15 protein-coding genes and 1 pseudogene are annotated in these 17,263 nt (G+C 41.6%); 13 read left to right on the top strand and 3 right to left on the bottom strand.

The features are described from left to right. The first annotated feature begins 65 nt into the window (after positions 1 to 65). Genes bioB through bioD form a run of 4 tightly spaced genes read left to right on the top strand, consistent with a single transcriptional unit; the run spans position 66 to position 3,710 of the window. Positions 66 to 1,109, top strand: coding sequence for a biotin synthase BioB (gene bioB / locus ACW689_RS05605; RefSeq protein WP_476289451.1), 1,044 nt, complete (start codon positions 66 to 68; stop codon positions 1,107 to 1,109). Beyond that, on the top strand, positions 1,109 to 2,248 hold the full coding sequence (locus ACW689_RS05600) for an aminotransferase class I/II-fold pyridoxal phosphate-dependent enzyme (RefSeq protein WP_476289172.1): 1,140 nt from the start codon (positions 1,109 to 1,111) through the stop codon (positions 2,246 to 2,248). Before bioB ends, ACW689_RS05600 begins: the two co-directional genes overlap by 1 nt. Continuing rightward, positions 2,245 to 3,030, top strand: coding sequence for a methyltransferase domain-containing protein (locus ACW689_RS05595; RefSeq protein WP_476289170.1), 786 nt, complete (start codon positions 2,245 to 2,247; stop codon positions 3,028 to 3,030). Before ACW689_RS05600 ends, ACW689_RS05595 begins: the two co-directional genes overlap by 4 nt. Continuing rightward, positions 3,027 to 3,710: a dethiobiotin synthase gene (bioD, locus tag ACW689_RS05590; protein ID WP_476289168.1), complete on the top strand. Its 684-nt coding sequence runs from the start codon at positions 3,027 to 3,029 to the stop codon at positions 3,708 to 3,710. The genes ACW689_RS05595 and bioD overlap by 4 nt, the downstream gene beginning before the upstream one ends. 274 nt (positions 3,711 to 3,984) lie before the next feature. Here bioD and ACW689_RS05585 read toward each other — a convergent pair whose 3' ends face one another. Continuing rightward, on the bottom strand, positions 3,985 to 4,191 hold the full coding sequence (locus tag ACW689_RS05585) for a hypothetical protein (RefSeq protein WP_476289166.1): 207 nt from the start codon (positions 4,189 to 4,191) through the stop codon (positions 3,985 to 3,987). 76 nt (positions 4,192 to 4,267) lie between these two features. Here ACW689_RS05585 and ACW689_RS05580 point away from each other — a divergent pair, with 76 nt between their 5' ends. Further along, positions 4,268 to 4,753 (top strand): GNAT family N-acetyltransferase, encoded by a 486-nt coding sequence (locus tag ACW689_RS05580; protein ID WP_476289164.1) that lies wholly within the window; start codon positions 4,268 to 4,270, stop codon positions 4,751 to 4,753. A gap of 27 nt (positions 4,754 to 4,780) precedes the next feature. Here ACW689_RS05580 and ACW689_RS05575 read toward each other — a convergent pair whose 3' ends face one another. Continuing rightward, entirely contained in the window at positions 4,781 to 5,302 is a 522-nt protein-coding gene (locus ACW689_RS05575; protein WP_476289162.1) for a TetR/AcrR family transcriptional regulator, read from the bottom strand. 389 nt (positions 5,303 to 5,691) lie between these two features. Here ACW689_RS05575 and ACW689_RS05570 point away from each other — a divergent pair, with 389 nt between their 5' ends. From ACW689_RS05570 to ACW689_RS05545, 6 genes are all read left to right on the top strand, one after another. After that, the gene (locus ACW689_RS05570) at positions 5,692 to 7,275 is read left to right on the top strand and encodes an ABC-F family ATPase (protein WP_476289449.1); all 1,584 of its coding nucleotides are present in this window, start codon (positions 5,692 to 5,694) and stop codon (positions 7,273 to 7,275) included. 210 nt (positions 7,276 to 7,485) lie between these two features. Next, positions 7,486 to 7,968 carry a 5-(carboxyamino)imidazole ribonucleotide mutase gene (purE, locus tag ACW689_RS05565; protein ID WP_152085904.1) on the top strand — a complete coding sequence of 161 codons (483 nt, stop codon included), beginning with the start codon at positions 7,486 to 7,488 and terminating at the stop codon, positions 7,966 to 7,968. A gap of 1 nt (position 7,969) precedes the next feature. Further along, positions 7,970 to 9,121, top strand: coding sequence for a 5-(carboxyamino)imidazole ribonucleotide synthase (locus tag ACW689_RS05560; RefSeq protein WP_476289160.1), 1,152 nt, complete (start codon positions 7,970 to 7,972; stop codon positions 9,119 to 9,121). 55 nt (positions 9,122 to 9,176) lie between these two features. Further along, on the top strand, positions 9,177 to 10,109 hold the full coding sequence (locus ACW689_RS05555; protein WP_476289158.1) for a YeiH family protein: 933 nt from the start codon (positions 9,177 to 9,179) through the stop codon (positions 10,107 to 10,109). Positions 10,110 to 10,343: 234 nt separating this feature from the next. Continuing rightward, entirely contained in the window at positions 10,344 to 12,833 is a 2,490-nt protein-coding gene (locus ACW689_RS05550; protein ID WP_476289156.1) for a S9 family peptidase, read from the top strand. A 153-nt stretch (positions 12,834 to 12,986) separates the two neighbouring features. Further along, complete coding sequence (locus tag ACW689_RS05545; RefSeq protein WP_476289154.1) at positions 12,987 to 14,387, top strand: metallophosphoesterase; 1,401 nt, start codon at positions 12,987 to 12,989, stop codon at positions 14,385 to 14,387. A gap of 70 nt (positions 14,388 to 14,457) precedes the next feature. On the opposite strand, the gene ACW689_RS05540 is transcribed toward ACW689_RS05545, so the two are convergent. Next, the gene (locus ACW689_RS05540) at positions 14,458 to 15,306 is read right to left on the bottom strand and encodes a hypothetical protein (RefSeq protein ID WP_476289152.1); all 849 of its coding nucleotides are present in this window, start codon (positions 15,304 to 15,306) and stop codon (positions 14,458 to 14,460) included. Positions 15,307 to 15,611: 305 nt separating this feature from the next. Here ACW689_RS05540 and ACW689_RS05535 point away from each other — a divergent pair. Continuing rightward, a pseudogene (locus ACW689_RS05535) lies at positions 15,612 to 16,340 on the top strand (ISAs1 family transposase); the annotation flags it as partial. A gap of 297 nt (positions 16,341 to 16,637) precedes the next feature. Then, the gene (locus ACW689_RS05530; protein WP_476289150.1) at positions 16,638 to 17,225 is read left to right on the top strand and encodes a DUF2589 domain-containing protein; all 588 of its coding nucleotides are present in this window, start codon (positions 16,638 to 16,640) and stop codon (positions 17,223 to 17,225) included. The last annotated feature ends 38 nt before the right edge of the window (positions 17,226 to 17,263 follow it).

The raw sequence follows: 17,263 nt of genomic DNA, 5'->3' as shown, positions 1-17,263 counted from the left end.
ACTAAGCCAATCACCGTCGAGTTAACTGCATTATTTTTAAGCAGTATTTAATACAATAAAGAGAAATAAATATGGCTACTGTTCGTCACGATTGGACTTATGAAGAAGTAAAAGCGCTATTTGAGATGCCGTTTAACGATTTGCTATTTAAAGCTGCCAGTGTCCACCGTGAGTCTTTTAACCCCAATGAAGTGCAGATCTCGACGCTTTTATCTATTAAAACGGGTGCGTGCCCAGAGGATTGTAAATATTGCCCACAATCTGGCCATTATAAAACAGACCTTGAGCGTGAGCGCTTAATGGAAGTTGAAAAGGTTGTAGAGCAGGCGCGTTTGGCCAAACAAAAAGGCGCAACGCGTTTTTGTATGGGCGCGGCGTGGTCTGATCCAAAAGACAGAGATATGCCATACATTGAAAAAATGGTGAAAGAAGTAAAGGAGCTAGGTCTGGAAACCTGTATGACTTTAGGTATGTTGGATAACGAAAAAGCACACGCTTTAAAAGATGCGGGTCTCGATTACTACAATCATAACCTAGATACGTCACCAGAGTATTATCAGCAGATCATCACAACCAGAACATATCAAGATAGACTCGACACCATTGATAATGTCCGAGATGCAGGCATGAAGGTGTGTTCTGGTGGTATTGTTGGTATGGGTGAACAAGCAGCAGACCGCTTTGGTCTATTGATGCAACTTGCAAACTTACCGCAGCAGCCTGAAAGTGTGCCAATCAATATGCTGGTAAAAGTCAAAGGTACCCCTCTTGAAGATGTTGAAGACTTAGATCACTTCGAGTTTATCCGCACCATTGCGACCGCACGTATTATGATGCCAAAAAGTTATGTGCGCTTGTCAGCAGGGCGTACTGCAATGAATGAGCAAATGCAGTCAATGTGTTTCTTTGCGGGCGCAAACTCTATTTTCTATGGCGATAAGTTATTAACCACAGAAAACCCAGAAGCTGATGCAGATATGAACTTACTCAAAAAGTTGGGAATGAAGCCAGAAGAAAGACACGACTACTCAGATGAGGCTTATGAAGCATCACTGTCTTCAGCCATTGCCGATAAAGCAACTTCAGAGCTATTTTACGAAGCAAATTAATGGCATTTGAGTTTTTACGCCAAGCACTGAGTGAGCGTGAAGCACAAGCGCTACTTAGAACACGTGTATGTGTTGAACAGAGCTGTGCACGCCACATTCGTATAGCGGGTAAAGAGTATCTAAACTTTGCGAGCAATGATTATTTAGGGCTTGCAGATGAGTCACTACCCACAATGACAAGCAGTACTGGCAGTCGCAGTTCAGCTTTAGTGACGGGTTACCAGCAATGTCACAAAGCGTTTGAATCGCGGTTATGTGAATTGCTAGGTTATGAAAGTGCATTGTTGTTCAGCACTGGATTTAGCGCAAACTCGAGTGTGTTGAAAACCCTGTTCAGTGATTCTGAACAGGGTAAATCTGGTGCTATCTTTCAAGATAAACTTAACCATGCCAGCCTGATCGATGGCGCGCTGCAAAGCAGTGCTAAACATGTTCGTTTTAATCACAACGATATGAACCACCTGCGTGCGCGTTTGGAGAAGTCAAACGCCCAACATAAGCTCATTGTTACTGAAGGCGTATTTTCAATGGATGGCGACGCAGCACCGTTAACCGGACTATGCGCATTAAAACAAACACATAATGCGTGGCTTATGTTGGATGATGCACATGGTTTTGGCGTTGTAGGTGAGAACGGGCTTGGCTCTGTTGAGTTGAGCGATGAACGTCCAGATATCCTCGTGATCACATTTGGTAAAGCAATGGCGAGCCAAGGGGCTGCATTGCTCGCAAGCAAACCACTTATTGATTACATGCTGCAATTTAATCGTGAGTATATTTATTCCACGGCAATGTCTCCGGTTATGGTCAGTGCAGCACAGTTCCAGTTGGAGAGATTGATAAAAGCCGATGAACAAAGAGAAACATTACGTGAAAACGTTGTATTGTTCAGAAGCTTATGCAAAGAAGAAAGTATTGCAGTGATGCCTTCAAGTACGGCAATTCAGCCAGTGGTTTTAGGAAGCGCTGATAATGCGCTCGCTGCACAATCTAAGTTAAGAGAGTGTGGCGTATGGCTTAGTGCTATTCGCGCGCCAACGGTACCTATTAATACGGCAAGGTTACGTATAACTTTAACTGCATCACATCAACCACAAGATATTAGCTACTTGGTAAAGCAGCTTAAGGCGGTACTATGAATGCGGTGGCTGCAAAAATTGAATTGACGTCAGCTGATAAACAGCAAACTGCGCAATGCTTCTCAAAAGCAGCAAAAAACTATAAGCAGCATGCTAGAGTACAGCACGCAACTGCGGACAAGTTGTTTGCGCTACTCAAAGGTGACAATCAACACGTTTTGGATTTAGGCGCAGGCCCTTTATTACATCATTCAGAGCTTCAACATAAAGCAAAGAAGGTGTTGCATATCGATTTAAGCCACGCAATGTTACAACAGGGCACAACTGATAGCTGGCGTGTTTGTGCAGATATGGACAGCTTACCTTTACTCAACGACTCTCTCGATGCTGTATTTTCGAATTTTGCCATTCAATGGAGTAGTGCACCTTTATTGCTATTCAAGGAATTACACCGCGCATGCAGACCTGGGGCATCGGTGGTCTTGTCGTCAGTACTTGAGGGGTCATTGAAAGAGGTGACTCAGGCATGGCAAGCACTTGACACTCGTTGTCACGTCAACCAGTTTCTCACACTAGAGCAAATCAAACGATTTGCTGAACAAGCAGGGTTTGATATAAGACTGGCCAAGCAAATATGTTTAAAAGATGAGTTTGACAGTGCAAAAGATGCCTTAAGGTCAATCAAACACATAGGCGCAAGCCATATTCAAAACAGTGAAAACAAGCAAGTAGGGCTAATGGGTAAAGAGCGATTTAACTATTTACTCAATAGCTATCCGCTAGAGAATGATAAAGCAATGGTTAGCTATGAAGTAGCCTTATTGGAGTTAATAAAACCATGAGTGCATTTTTTATTACTGGTACTGACACCGAAGTTGGAAAAACGCATGTGAGTGCGTTACTGCTCAAATTCTTAGCGCAACATAAGCGCAGCGCCATAGGTTTTAAACCTATTGCTGCTGGGGCGGAAGAAGCGTTTGGGCAACTTGTAAATGAAGATGCATTGACCTTGATGGAGTGTTCTTCGGTTCATGGCAAGTATGAACAAGTAAACCCCTTTTGTTTTGAGCCGCCCATTGCTCCGCATATTGCAGCTGCTCAAGCTGGAGTGAATATTACACTCGAAAAATTAAGCTTTGCTTATCGCGATCTTGCAACTTTAGGAGCTGAGTTTACTCTGGTGGAAGGTGCTGGCGGTTGGGCGTTGCCCATAAACGATAATCAATATTTATATGACTGGGTTAAGGTTGAGCAGTTGCCTGTTATTCTTGTTGTTGGCATGAAGCTTGGCTGTTTGAATCATGCTTTGCTAACAAGCCAAGTGTTAAAAATGCAGGGCATCAAATGCACCGGATGGATTGCAAATGAAATTGATCCAAACATGGCTAATTTCGATGAGAATTTGCAAAGTTTACGAAAGCGTTTAGATGCGCCACTTTTAGCTGTTTCGCCGTATTCAGAAGATAAAGCTAAGCTACAAATTTACTCCGCTTTAACAGACTTATTTGGCATTAATCTGTAATAAAGAGTGACTTGGGCGTGTTGATCTTTACTGTGTGTTTTTGCAGTAATCATTCGGTTATTCTGGCAAGGCAGAGCCTGCGTCGTGTAGCATTCTATGTAAGTCAGGCGATAACATAGAAAAAATGACCGAATGGCGTTGCCCACAGGGTTCAACCAAAGACTTCTATTACGGCGTCATGCACGACTCACATAGGTCGCAAAGTGCCAAAGCACATTTGGGTGTTGAAAGCCTTTGATTTGAACAAAAATGATACGCCAAGGTACAACACGCGCTAGTTAGAAGACGCTGATTGCTTGGCTACAAAGTTAGGCAATAGTTCTTCAACAATCTTTTTTGCGGGAATGGTATATCGAACACCGTTAAACATCACTGAGGTTTGCTCATGAATGCCAGTAATACCTGTTAGTGTCCAACCTTCTCCTCGTTCAGGGCAAAAAACTTTAGTCGTGGGTGGGATAACTTTAAATTCGTCTGACATAACAACTCCAAGTTAGACTTTTCTCGCAGCGCTAGTTTATACTATTTTTGCAAATTGCCAATCGAGAAGCCCAACGTTGTTCGTTTCAACACGCCTATTGCTAAAACCAATCACTTATAAAAATATACGTGCATTACTGCAAATTTTAAATGATCCGCTCGTATCTAAATACAATGACTATGGCTCTTTACTTACCCTTGAAGAGGTTAAAGCCATGGTGCAGGCTGACTTAGAGCAACATTACTTAGGTACGGGTTGTAGGTTAGGGATTTACGCGCCAGAAAATGAGCTCATTGGCAGTGTGGGCTTGTATGATTATGATAAAGTTAAAGGCGTTGTAAAAATTGGGTTTGAGCTTTCTCCAAAATATTGGAGGCAAGGCTTAATGCGTGAGGCATTACAAATGATGTTTGAATATATACCCCAATTAATCAGAATCAAACACACAGTCCATATTATTGCTGTAGTTCACCCTCAGAATACGGCGTCAATTCATTTGTTAGAGCGGCTTGGGTTTAGCTGTGATAGTAATGGCGATTACGTCGTTAGGCTTGCGTATTAAGTTTATATTTAATAAGAACACATCTTACTACTGGATGTATTGCAGCTTATTACTCAGCAACCGAACCAATTGCTCTGCTTTAACGTTCTCATCGTTCAACCCTTGCAATAAAGTCATAAAGTAGCAATCCATCATGATATCGGCTTTATGAGATTCATAGGGCTGACCTTCAAATAACATCACCTTGAAGCTCTCTAACTGCGCGTCAAAGTACGCTTGTTGCCAAATAATACCACCTAGTAATTCTTTACTAAACTCGCGGTTGCCTAAATAAAACGTATATAAGAACTGTGCGTAGTGCCTCAGACGTAGGCGAGGGGTATGTGCTTTTTCGGTTTGTGATGCTTTAACAATTGTTTGCTCAATTTGATCGTGCATCGCTGTTTTTAAAATATCGAGTTTGGTTGGAAAGTGAGAAAATACCGTGCCTGTAGCAACTCCCGCAAGCTGCGATATTTGTCTTGTCGTGGTTTGTGCATAACCAAGCTCATTGAAAAGAGTCCAACTGGCATCAAGAATTTTTTGTTTTGTTGTTGATTTTTTATTCATATTTATTCCAATTAGTTACAGGTAAATAGTTTAGCATGACTCATAGCTTTGCAAAAACAGGTTGAAATTGAGCGCGCTCATAAATTATAATGAGCGCGCTCAATTTGGGCGGATATAAGGAATGTTGTTATGAATATCTTAGGTTACATATTGTTTTTGCCATTTATTTTTTTCTACAGTTATATTTTGGGTCCTGCGCTAAAGTGTGTGCTGATCCCAGGAGGTCTCGGTTTACTTTTGTTAATATTAGGGCCAAAGCAATTTTTCTATCATCTAGAGTTAGCAAAGCAGCATGATAAGGAAACTTCACCACAACTTTCGTAGTGTTACGCGTCAGATTAGTTTAAAATTGGGTTTTTAGGCTTAGTCAACGTTCCTAGGAGCCCACTATTTTAAGCGCAGCTAATGTCACCATGCAGTTTGGTGCAAAACCACTTTTTGAAAATATTTCCGTTAAATTTGGCGATGGTAACCGTTACGGTTTGATCGGTGCTAACGGGTGCGGCAAATCAACCTTTATGAAAATTTTAGGTGGTGAGCTTGAGCCAAGCTCCGGCAACGTGAGTGTTTCGCCCAATACCCGTCTAGCGAAATTAAATCAGGATCAGTTCGCCTATGAAGAATATAGCGTTATTGATACTGTGATCATGGGCCACAAAGAACTTTGGGCCGTCAAAGCTGAACGCGATCGTATTTACTCATTACCCGAAATGAGTGAAGAAGATGGAATGAAAGTGGCCGATTTAGAAACTGAATTTGCTGAAATGGACGGATATTCTGCTGAGTCTAAAGCTGGCGAACTTCTTTTGGGCGTAGGTATTCCAACAGAGCAGCATTATGGTCCTATGTCTGAAATTGCACCGGGCTTTAAGCTACGTGTGTTATTGGCGCAAGTACTGTTTGCAGATCCTGATATCATGCTTCTGGACGAGCCAACCAACAACTTAGATATCTATACAATCAAATGGTTGGAAGATGTTTTAAATCAACGTGATTGCACCATGTTAATCATCTCGCACGATCGTCACTTTTTAAACTCAGTGTGTACGCACATGGCTGATATTGATTACGGTGAGTTACGCGTTTATCCAGGTAATTATGATGAATACATGTTTGCCGCAACGCAAGCGCGTGAAAAGTTGCTAAGTGAAAATGCAAAGAAAAAGGCGCAAATAGCAGAGCTTCAGCAGTTCGTATCTCGATTCTCGGCAAACGCATCAAAAGCCAAGCAAGCAACGTCGCGAGCTAAACAAATTGACAAAATTCAACTAGACGAAGTGAAAGCATCGTCACGTCAGTCACCTTTTATTCGTTTTGAGCAGTCAAAGCAGTTGTTCAGAAACGCATTAGAAATAACGAGCCTATCGCAAGGTTACGATGAGTTACTGTTCTCTGGTCTTGAAGGTCTTGTTGAAGTTGGCGAGCGTATTGCGATTATTGGTGAGAATGGGGTTGGTAAAACGACTTTATTAAACACATTAGCGGGTCGCTTGGCGCCTAAATCAGGTGAGTTTAAGTGGTCTGAAAACAATAACATTGGTTATTATGCTCAAGACCATGCTGACGAGTTTGAAAAAGACCTGGATGTCTTTAGCTGGATGGAACAATGGCAACAAGAAGGTGACGATGAACAGGTTGTGCGTAGTTATCTCGGCCGTATGTTGTTCTCTCAAAACGACATTAAAAAATCTGTTAAAGTACTTTCTGGTGGTGAACAAGGCCGTATGTTGTTCGGTAAGTTAATGATGCACAAACATAATATCTTATTGATGGACGAGCCAACAAACCACATGGATATGGAGTCTATCGAAGCTTTGAACTTGGCGCTTGAGCAGTACGAAGGTACTTTGTTTTTCGTATCGCACGATAGGCAGTTTGTTTCATCGCTAGCAACGCGTATTTGGGAGATCAAAGACGGTAAAGTCATTGATTTTAGAGGTACGTATGAAGAGTATCTTGCTACTCAAGAGTAAGGTACATAAAATTTATTGAAGCCGCGCATTGGTCGCGGCTTTTTTATTTCTTTGGTTAGATACTTTGTTCACATAGCCAAAACAATGACATCTGAAAGTGACTTGGGTATAATTGCGCGCACAAATTTTGGCGTTTTTAAGTACCCCAATTATTGCTTAAAACGCGTTTTACTTTATGTATCGTTTAACTTTAAATACCGAGGAATTATTATGACGGTTGGCATTATTATGGGTTCTAAGTCAGATTGGCCTACTATGCAGCACGCAGCAGACATGTTGGACAAATTTGGCATCGAATATGAAACAAAAGTTGTTTCTGCACACCGTACTCCTCAACTATTAGCCGACTATGCTTCAAGTGCCGCTGAGCGCGGGATCAAGGTAATTATTGCTGGTGCAGGCGGCGCGGCTCATTTACCTGGCATGGCAGCTGCCTTCACGAGTCTGCCGGTTCTAGGTGTGCCTGTTAAGTCTAAAACACTTAACGGCGTTGATTCATTACTTTCTATTTGCCAAATGCCAAAAGGTGTTGCAGTTGGCACACTTGCAATTGGCGATGCAGGGGCTGCAAATGCGGGGTTATTAGCAGCACAAATTTTGGGTTGTCAGCAACCTGAAATTTTTGCAAAAGTGGAAGCATTCCGAAAAGAACAAACAGAAACCGTGTTAGCTAACCCAAACCCAGCTGAGTAATATGAATATTTTAGTGTTAGGAGCAGGGCAACTTGCTCGTATGATGAGTTTGTCGGCAACTCACCTAGATCTACACGTGCTGGCTTATGACGTAGGGTCAAAAAAAGTGTTGAATCCAGTAACGTTTGAAGTTACGCCTTTAACACTTGAACAAGCGATTGATAGCAGTGCGGCGATTACCGCTGAGTTTGAGCACATTCCTCATGATGTACTGAGCTTGTGCGCGCAAAGTGGTAAGTTTTATCCCGGTGCTGAAGCCATCGCGATAGGCGGTGATAGAGCAAAAGAAAAGGCGCTTTTGGATAAAGCCAAAGTAGCATGTGCGCCTTACCAATTGATCACAGAAAAAACACACTTTTTATCTGCAATTGAACGCCTTGGTCTGCCTCTGGTCGTAAAGACCTGCCAAGCTGGGTATGACGGTAAAGGGCAATGGCGAGTAAAAAGTCATGATGAGGTGGAGCAAATTTGGTCAGAAATGGCCGAGTTTTTAGCATCTGGAACCCAAGCATTGCCGCATTCTATCATTGCTGAGCAAATGATCCCGTTTGATCGAGAAGTGTCTATCATCGGTGTTCGTGATAAAAATGGCCAATGTAAGGTTTATCCATTAACTGAAAACCAACATACAAATGGCGTGTTGACGCTGTCTGTTGCAGGTAAAGCGAAGCCTGCAATTCAGCAACAAGCCCATGACGCGTTTAATGCGCTTGCAAATGCGCTTAACTATGTTGGTGTATTAGCAATCGAGTTTTTTGATGTGCAAGGTACTTTACTTGTAAATGAAATCGCACCACGCGTGCATAATTCTGGGCATTGGACACAACAAGGCTGTCATGTTAGTCAGTTCGAAAACCATATGCGAGCGGTTGCCGGATTGCCAATTGGGTCTACAGAGCTACTTAGGCCTACAGCTATGATTAACGTGCTAGGACAAGCGAGTATTCCTCAAGCAGTGTTAGAAGTTGCAGACACAACGAGTCATTGGTATGGAAAAGACGCAAAGCCTGGGCGAAAAATGGGCCATATAAACGTATCAGCAAAAGATTTAGTTAAGCTAGGTGAACGCCTAGTGCAGTTATCTGATGTTCTTGCAGAAACGAACTATCCTGGCGTTGAACAAACAGGACGAAGTTTAATTTGCGTAAAATAAAAACTAAGGCCGAGCAAATGCTCGGCTTTTTTATGTTTAGACTTAGGTTGCTGTCATGATGACTACGAAACGACTTCAATATGCATTTTTAGCGTTATTCTTGCTGTGTTTAACTCCTATAGTCAATGCCGTTTCCGCACTTGCGTTGGGCATTCTGTTTGTTTGGTTCTTTGGTAATCCTTATCAATCCACCAGTGATATGCTGAGTAAATGGCTGCTCAAACTAGCTGTTATTGGTCTTGGTTTTAATGTAAATATTCATGACGTTATTGAAGTTGGACGTAGCTCAATCATTTTAACGATTGTGAGTATTACCGCGATTATTGGCTTGGGTGAAATTCTCACACAGGTATTGCGCATTAATAAAAACACCGGCGTACTTATTTCTTTTGGAACTGCGATTTGCGGTGGTAGTGCGATTGCAGCAATGGCACCTGTGATCAGAGCAAAACAGCATGAAATTGCAGTCGCACTGGCGGTCGTATTCTCACTCAATGCAGTAGCGTTACTGTTATTCCCTTGGCTTGGTCAGTTGCTCTCGCTCAGTGACCAACAATTCGCTATTTGGGCGGCATTAGCGATACACGATACGTCGAGTGTTGTCGCAGCCGCTGCGACTTTTAGCCCGCTAGCGGTTGGTATCGCAACGACCATAAAATTAACCCGTGCAATGTGGATCATACCTTATACCGCACTTGCGGGAGTATTTTGGAAAAGCGAGGAGCGAGCCAGTATTCCACTGTTTATATTTGGTTTTCTCCTTGCTGCACTGTGTAATAGTTATCTGACTGAACTTCAAAGTGTTTGGCAAAACTTCTATTTAGGCGCAAAACATTTGTTAGTGGCTACTTTGTTTTTGATTGGAACAGGAGTGTCAAAAACGGTTGTAAAACAGACTGGTTGGCGGCCATTTGCAATGGCTGTTTTGTTATGGGTTATAGTCAGTTCAACACTGTTGTTACTCATTCTGGATGGATTTATAAAATAAAATGAACTTTTATTGAACTGTTTTTGATAGCCGTAGTCTTATATTGTGAGGCGCGGATAGGCCTCATTTCATAATCGTTGTCCATCAACGACTATGTGAGCGCAGAGAGTATTTGGCCAGTAACTTTTACTGGCCTTTTTTTGTCTTAAAACTTGGTTATTAGTCTTAATTTTATCGTAATTTTTGAATCCTTTTGCTTTAATGAGTGCAAAACAGATAACCATAAGAAGCGCTATGATCAAACATTCCATTCTTTCGCTAGCAGTTGCCTCTAGCTTATTGCTTACGGGCTGCCAATCGACTAGCCAAACGCCAAATACAACGACAAATAATGAATCAAAAGGTACTGCAGTTCCTGCCGTAGTTGCAACCCCAGTCGACTTTGGGGGAGAAAATATTACGCTAGAACAGGCGATGGCACACCCTGATTGGATCAGCAGAAAGCCAGAAGGGGCTTTTTGGTCAGCAGATAGCAAAACGGTTATTTTTGCGCAAAAGCAGGAAGGTAATGAGCTACGTGATACTTTTGTTGTGAGCGAACATGCCGCACCATCACAAGTAATGCTAAGCCAGCTGCATACTTTGGGTGCTGAGAATGCAATTTATTCTTCAAATGGCATGCATCAAGCCTATATTTTTGAAGGCAATATTTTTGTGAAGAATATAGCCAGCGGCAAAATTTCGCAGTTAACGCATAGCTCGGACAGAGAATCAAACCTGCAGTTTCTTACATCAGGGGAGCTTGCGTATCGAGTTGGTAATACTTTTTTTAAACTCGATGTGGAAACAGGGCGCTCACAGGAACTTGTTAAATTACATTTAGCGGAAAAGCCTTCAGGGTTAAAAGAACCAAGTTCATTTATTGCTAAAGAACAACACCAATTAATTGAGTTTGTTGCGCTGCAACATAAAAATCAAGCTGACAGAGAATCACGCTATGAGCAGTTAAAAAAGCAAAATAAAACCATTGCCAACAACCATTTTTATTTAGGCAAAGGTAAGCAAATAGAAGAAGCGATGTTGTCTCCATCGGGTGATAAGCTTGTTGTGGTGATAGCGGATGAACGCTCGTGGCGAGAGTCGGGCGATATTATGCCCAATTACGTAAGCCAAGATGGTCATATTGAATCAGTACCAGCACGCAGAAAGGTTGCTGATTCAAAAAGCTATTCATCAGACGTTATTTTCATAGATATTGCAAAGCATACTCAAACAACATTGAACTACAACACGCTTCCAGGGTTTGATGAAGATGTGCTCGAGGCGGTTAAACAAGAAAATGCAAAGGCAAAGGGAGAAACCTACGAATCAGTAAATGCACCTAGAGATATTAATCTGATCTCTAGTTGGGGCATTGCACATGAGCGTATTCGTTGGAATAACGCCGGCGATAATGTCGCTATTATGTTGGAAGCTTGGGACAACAAAGACCGGTGGATCGCAACCATTGATTTTGAAAACAACAAGCTGGTTTCTCAGCATAGGTTGCACGACGACGCTTGGGTAAACTATGCCCATAATGACTTTGGTTGGTTGAATCATTCAAATACCTTGTATTACCTATCTGAACAAAGTGGTTACAGCCATATTTATACCAAAGAGCTGGGTGGCAAAGCGCGCCAGCTAACCAAAGGTAAGTATGTTGTTTCAGACCTAACAATCTCAAAAGACGATAAGCACATTTACTTTAAGGCTAATGTTGAACATCCTGGGCTCTACGAAATTTATCGTATCAATGCGCAGACGGGGGAGCGTGAGCAATTAACTAATCTAGATGGTATGACAGATTACAGCTTGAGCCCTGACGGGCAGAAACTACTATTAACTCACTCAAAAATTATGAGTCCAGAGGAGTTATATGTTGTTGATGTTAAGCCAAACAGCGGAGAAAAGCGTTTAACGAATACTATCTCTGATGCGTTTTTGAACAAAAAACTGATAGCCCCTAAGATAGTTGCGGTACCATCAAGCCACGGTGAAGAGCCGGTTTACGCGAGAGTGTATTACCCCGCGGATTACGTAGAAGGTGAAACAGGCAAAAAACGCAAAGCGGTTATTTTCAACCATGGAGCAGGTTACACGCAGGATGTTCACATGGGCTGGTCGTATTACTTCCGCGAATTTATGTTCCATTCATTGCTAGCCAGCGAAGGTTACGTGGTTATGGATATGGATTACCGGGCATCAAAAGGGTATGGGCGAGATTGGCGTACGGCAATCTATCGTCACATGGGTAAACCTGAAATTGAAGACTTAGCAGATGGTGTTAAATGGATGGTTGAAAATACCAATGTTGATGAGCAAGCTGTTGGTACATATGGTGGCTCCTATGGTGGTTTTATGACATTCATGGCATTGTTTAAACAACCAGATTTGTTTAAAGCGGGTGCGGCAATTCGCCCAGTAACTGATTGGGCATATTACAATACGGGTTACACGGCGAACATACTTAACCACCCAGATGTCGACCCAATTGCGTACAAACGTAGCTCTCCAATCTATTTCGCTGAAGGCTTGAAGAATAAACTGTTAATTAATGCGCCGATGCTTGACGACAACGTATTCTTCCAAGATGTCGTTAGACTTGTTCAACGCTTAATTGAACTTGAAAAGCAAGATTTTGAAACGGCAATTTACCCAGTTGAGCCACATGGATTCAGGCAGCCATCTAGTTGGTTAGACGAATATCGACGAATTTATAAGTTGTTTAAAGAGACTCTTTAATATTGAGAAGCCAGCGTCAAGCTGGCTTTTTTATATTAAAAACGAGCAGTTATAAAAATCTCTATTACACTATATAAAAAATTTTATTAAGGATAATGTTCAATGCACTTGCTCAAATTTTTTCCCCTTACATGTCTAGTTTTGTCTGGATGTATGACTAACGGTTCACAACCCTCAGATCAGAAAAACAGTGTAATTGGCGCCTACAGCATGTTAGCACCAGCCAGCAGTGACGGGTTTATTGTTTATGGACGTTTAATAATTAATGGCGTTTTAGCGTCGTCAGAGCAATGTCCAAAATTGACTGATACTCATGGAAATGTGGTGAAAAGTACCATTCGTGCGTTCAGACCAGATGAAACGTTATTCCCCGTTACGGTTTGTGAATCAACACTGGCGCTAGACACTCAGTACCAAGTTGAAAACTCAGAATTTATGCTGTCGAGCGTTTCTAAAAATCCAACCAAGATACAAATATTTGGGGATACAGGCTGCAAAACTAAAGACTGTAAAAGTGCTTCAGCAAAGCCATTTGGCAAACTAGCCGACTTGGGGGCAAACGCTAGAGCAGATATTATTTTACATATGGGCGATTACAATTATCGTGGTACGTCAGGCAGCATTGAGGGTGATACCTATGCTTATGACGCGGGTGATGGCGGATATGGCGGTCCGTCATGTGGCTTAGAGGAAACCTACTATAGCCAAAATGCGGTGAATAGCCCAAAACCAGATTCATGGCAAAGTTGGCAACAAGACTTTTTTGAACCTGCAAAGCGATTAATGCAAACAGCACCATTTGTATTTGCTAGAGGCAATCATGAATTGTGCTCGCGCGCCGGAATTGGTTGGTTTTACTTTTTTGGCCCGGGCTCTCAGTTACAAGGTGGGGTTACACAGCAAGTATGTCCAGATCAGGGTAACTTTGATGCACCACCAAAGGCAGCAAAAGATCATATTGCCATGATCAAACCATACAATATTGGTTTAGATAACATCAATATTTGGGTATTCGACTCAGCCAATGCTTGTGATGACAAAGATACCAATTCACTCACCGCAGACTACACAAAACAGTTTAATGAAATCAATGCGTTTGCCAGTACATCATCAAAACCCACTTGGTTGATGACCCACCGTCCAATTTGGGGTGTAAATGGCGGCAAACCAATTACGACGATCAATAAGCAGTTACAAAGCGCTTTAGCCAATACTCAATTGGGCAAACTCGACTCCAATATTAGGTTGTCTTTATCAGGCCATATGCATATTTACCAATCAGCGACGTTTAGCGCCGATTCTGGTCGCCCTCCACAATTAGTTGTTGGTAATAGTGGAGTGAGCTTAAGCGATAAGACCAAAAACGTGAGTTTTCCTATGCTAGTTGACGGGCAAAAAGCACTGATGAACGTTGAAGGCAAGCATGGCTTTTTGAACGTTGAATTATCACCGGATGCGCGTCAGTGGCGTGGGGAGTTTATTGATAAAAAAGGACAGGTCTTTCTTACTTGCGGTTCGACAAACACCGGAGATAGGGAAAGGTTGTGCAAGTAAAAACAAAATAATTTGTCGTATGGAATTATATCAGGCCACACTGCTTAAGTGTTGGCCTGAGAGTAGGTTGTTAACGCAGATAAACCTCAAATTGTCCTGATTCAGTACCTTTCATCATGTTATTACTCCATGTAGTGTCCGTATCAACTATAGTTACACCCGAGCTTTTTATTGCTGTTTTTGAGTCATAAGACTCCCCGTACAATGGGATGTGAACTTTACCTTCAATACAATTAGAAAAAATCACATCTTTCGAAAGGTCATCTGTGAGTGGATGACAATTTTCAGCGCTTCTCAAGGAAGTAATGTCTGCTGATGTCCATGTATAATAGTATTCATCCCCAGCAACTATTAAAAGCTCGGTTGCTTTATCAAGTAAGGATTGCCATTTTGCTGCTTTTAAATGTGCACTTGAATCTTTATTCGTTAGGTTATCTACTGGCGTTCCTTGACCATATTTATAAACAGCTGCTAATTGCCAGCCCCCCCCATCCAAGCTTCCGTTACAGTATGCCCCTTGATAAGGTCCTGTTGTCGTTCTATCTTTACAAACTAATGGTGAAGGTTGAGATGTTTCTACTTTAGCAAGTTTAAAATCACCTTTGCTACCTGATTCATCATACCATGTGCCAATATAGCTGCCATTGCTTTGCTTACTTCCCATCATGAAGCGGGTTGTGGTGCCTGTTGCATACTCTAGTTTGATTAGGTTTTCATTTAAAAAACGTGTAGTGCCTGTCAGTACCTCGTTACCATCAACAGAGGCCCATTGGTTGTCTATTTGAGAGATCTGTTTTGTAAATTGATAGCTGTTACCATCGATTACACCATTAAGTGTAGAATCAAACTCTAAGTTATATTCCGTTGCGAACGTGGCACTAGATGCCAATGCCATGGTCAGTAAAACGTTAAATTTCATCGTGATATCCATATTATTGTAAGTCCGCGACGAGTATACGTGAACTACCTAGTATAGATATGAGACATTGTACCTTTAACATGTACTCTATATCTCATGTGGATGAGGAAGTAACGTTAAATTTCTTGCATAAATTTTATTTACTTTTCTCATCAAGAATTCAGAAATTTACAGTGAACAACTATCAATGAATTTATTCATTTTCCATATCTGCTCTGACAGATAGATGAAACATAGCTGTAATAGTTTTTAATGGGTGCGGATTGCTTGAAATAGCAGCATTGTGAAATGAAAGCTGTAGTGAACTCACAGACGGCAGTGTGGTTGCCATTGATGGAAAAAGGCTAAAAGGTTCATTTAAACAGCCAGATAGAAAAGATGCTATCCACATTGTCAGTGCATTTGCCTGTGAAAATGGCGTGACGTTAGGTCAATGTAAGACCGACTCGAAGTCCAATGAAATCACCGCAATCCCTGAATTTCTAAGGTTATTAGAGCTAAAAGGTTGCTTAGTGACGATTGATGCGATGGGCTGCCAAAAGGAGATTGCGAAGCAAATTATAGGAAAAGAAGCAGATTATTTGCTGGCCCTCAAAGCCAATCAGGGCTGCTTATTTGAACAAGTGAAGCAGCTCTTGCAACCAGAAATATCACGCCAGATAGCGACTGATAGCTTATTAAGTGAAGTAGATTATCAACGAGGTCGAGAAGAATTCAGAGCGGCTGTTGTCTGTCATAAAATGGCTTAAATTCCCGCAAGTGCTAGCTGGCCCAATTTACAAAGTGTAGGCGTGATAGTGTCTTACCGTAAAACGGATAACCAACAGCAAGGTGAATTAACATATCGATATTACATCAGCTCAGCGAACTTAAGTGCGCAAAGGCTAGCTGAAGCCACGCGAGCACATTGGTATATTGAGAACAGTCTTCATTGGTGTTTGGATGTGGCGATGAATGAAGATGGTTGCCGTATACGCCGTGACGGAGCAGCAGAAGTGTTTGCTGGAGTAAGGCATATTGCATTGAATTTATAGAAGAAAGAGACATCCTTTAACAAAGGCGTGCGCGCTAAACAGCTAAAAGCAGCTAGAAACGAGTACTATCTAGAAAAGGTATTAAATAGCAAGTGATTGTTCATGCTCTTGCCCTGGTTCAAAACCCTAAGCGCAGCGCTTTGGGTTTCTTCGCTTCTCGTTAATTTAATAGCATATTCAGTGAAATATATTTGAATGCAGATTTTCACATTCTTATTTATGGTGCGTCAAATATATGTGAATAGGCATCAGTTGATAAATATTCACAACATTACACTTAAAATTATAGGAAGCATTATGTCTAGAGCAACTAATGAATTAGCAAGTATACCTTTTGGCAGTTTAATAGGTGGACCGTTAACAGCCGCAGTAGAAGCACAAGCTATAGCCGCGCAAACTAGTATGGACTTTATCCAGTCTGTTGGCTTCGTTAAAGATTCCGTCAGTGGTGAGTCGAAAGTGCGTACCGTCGACTTTAGCTATGAAAGAGCAAAAGAAGGTGGAACAGAAAATGAGTTAGAAACCGTGAAACTCAACATCCCAATTCTCACTATTGTGCCAATTCCATACTTGAGAATTGATACATTAGATGTAGATTTCACAGCAAATATTAGTGCTAGTAGCACCAATTCATCTTCATCGAATAGTTCAACAAATTTTGGTGCGAATGCTTCAGCTTCATATGGTTTTGGACCTTATAAGGCTCGTTTCTCAGCCAGTTATTCGAGTAAAAAAAGCTCTTCATCCTCTAGAGATTCTAGATATTCGGTTGAATATAACATGAATGTTAATCTTCATGCGGTGCAAGATGATATGCCCGCGGGTATGGCAAAAATTTTAAACCTTTTGGAAGATAGCATCTCGGCTCCTACTCCAACTCCATAACTTCTTATTTTGTAGTAAGAACTAATGTAATCGGGAGC

Source organism: Pseudoalteromonas sp. ABE4_541 (assembly GCF_056312285.1).
The sequence above is the reverse complement of the archived record's forward strand: the minus strand, read 5'-3'. Positions and strand labels throughout refer to the sequence as shown.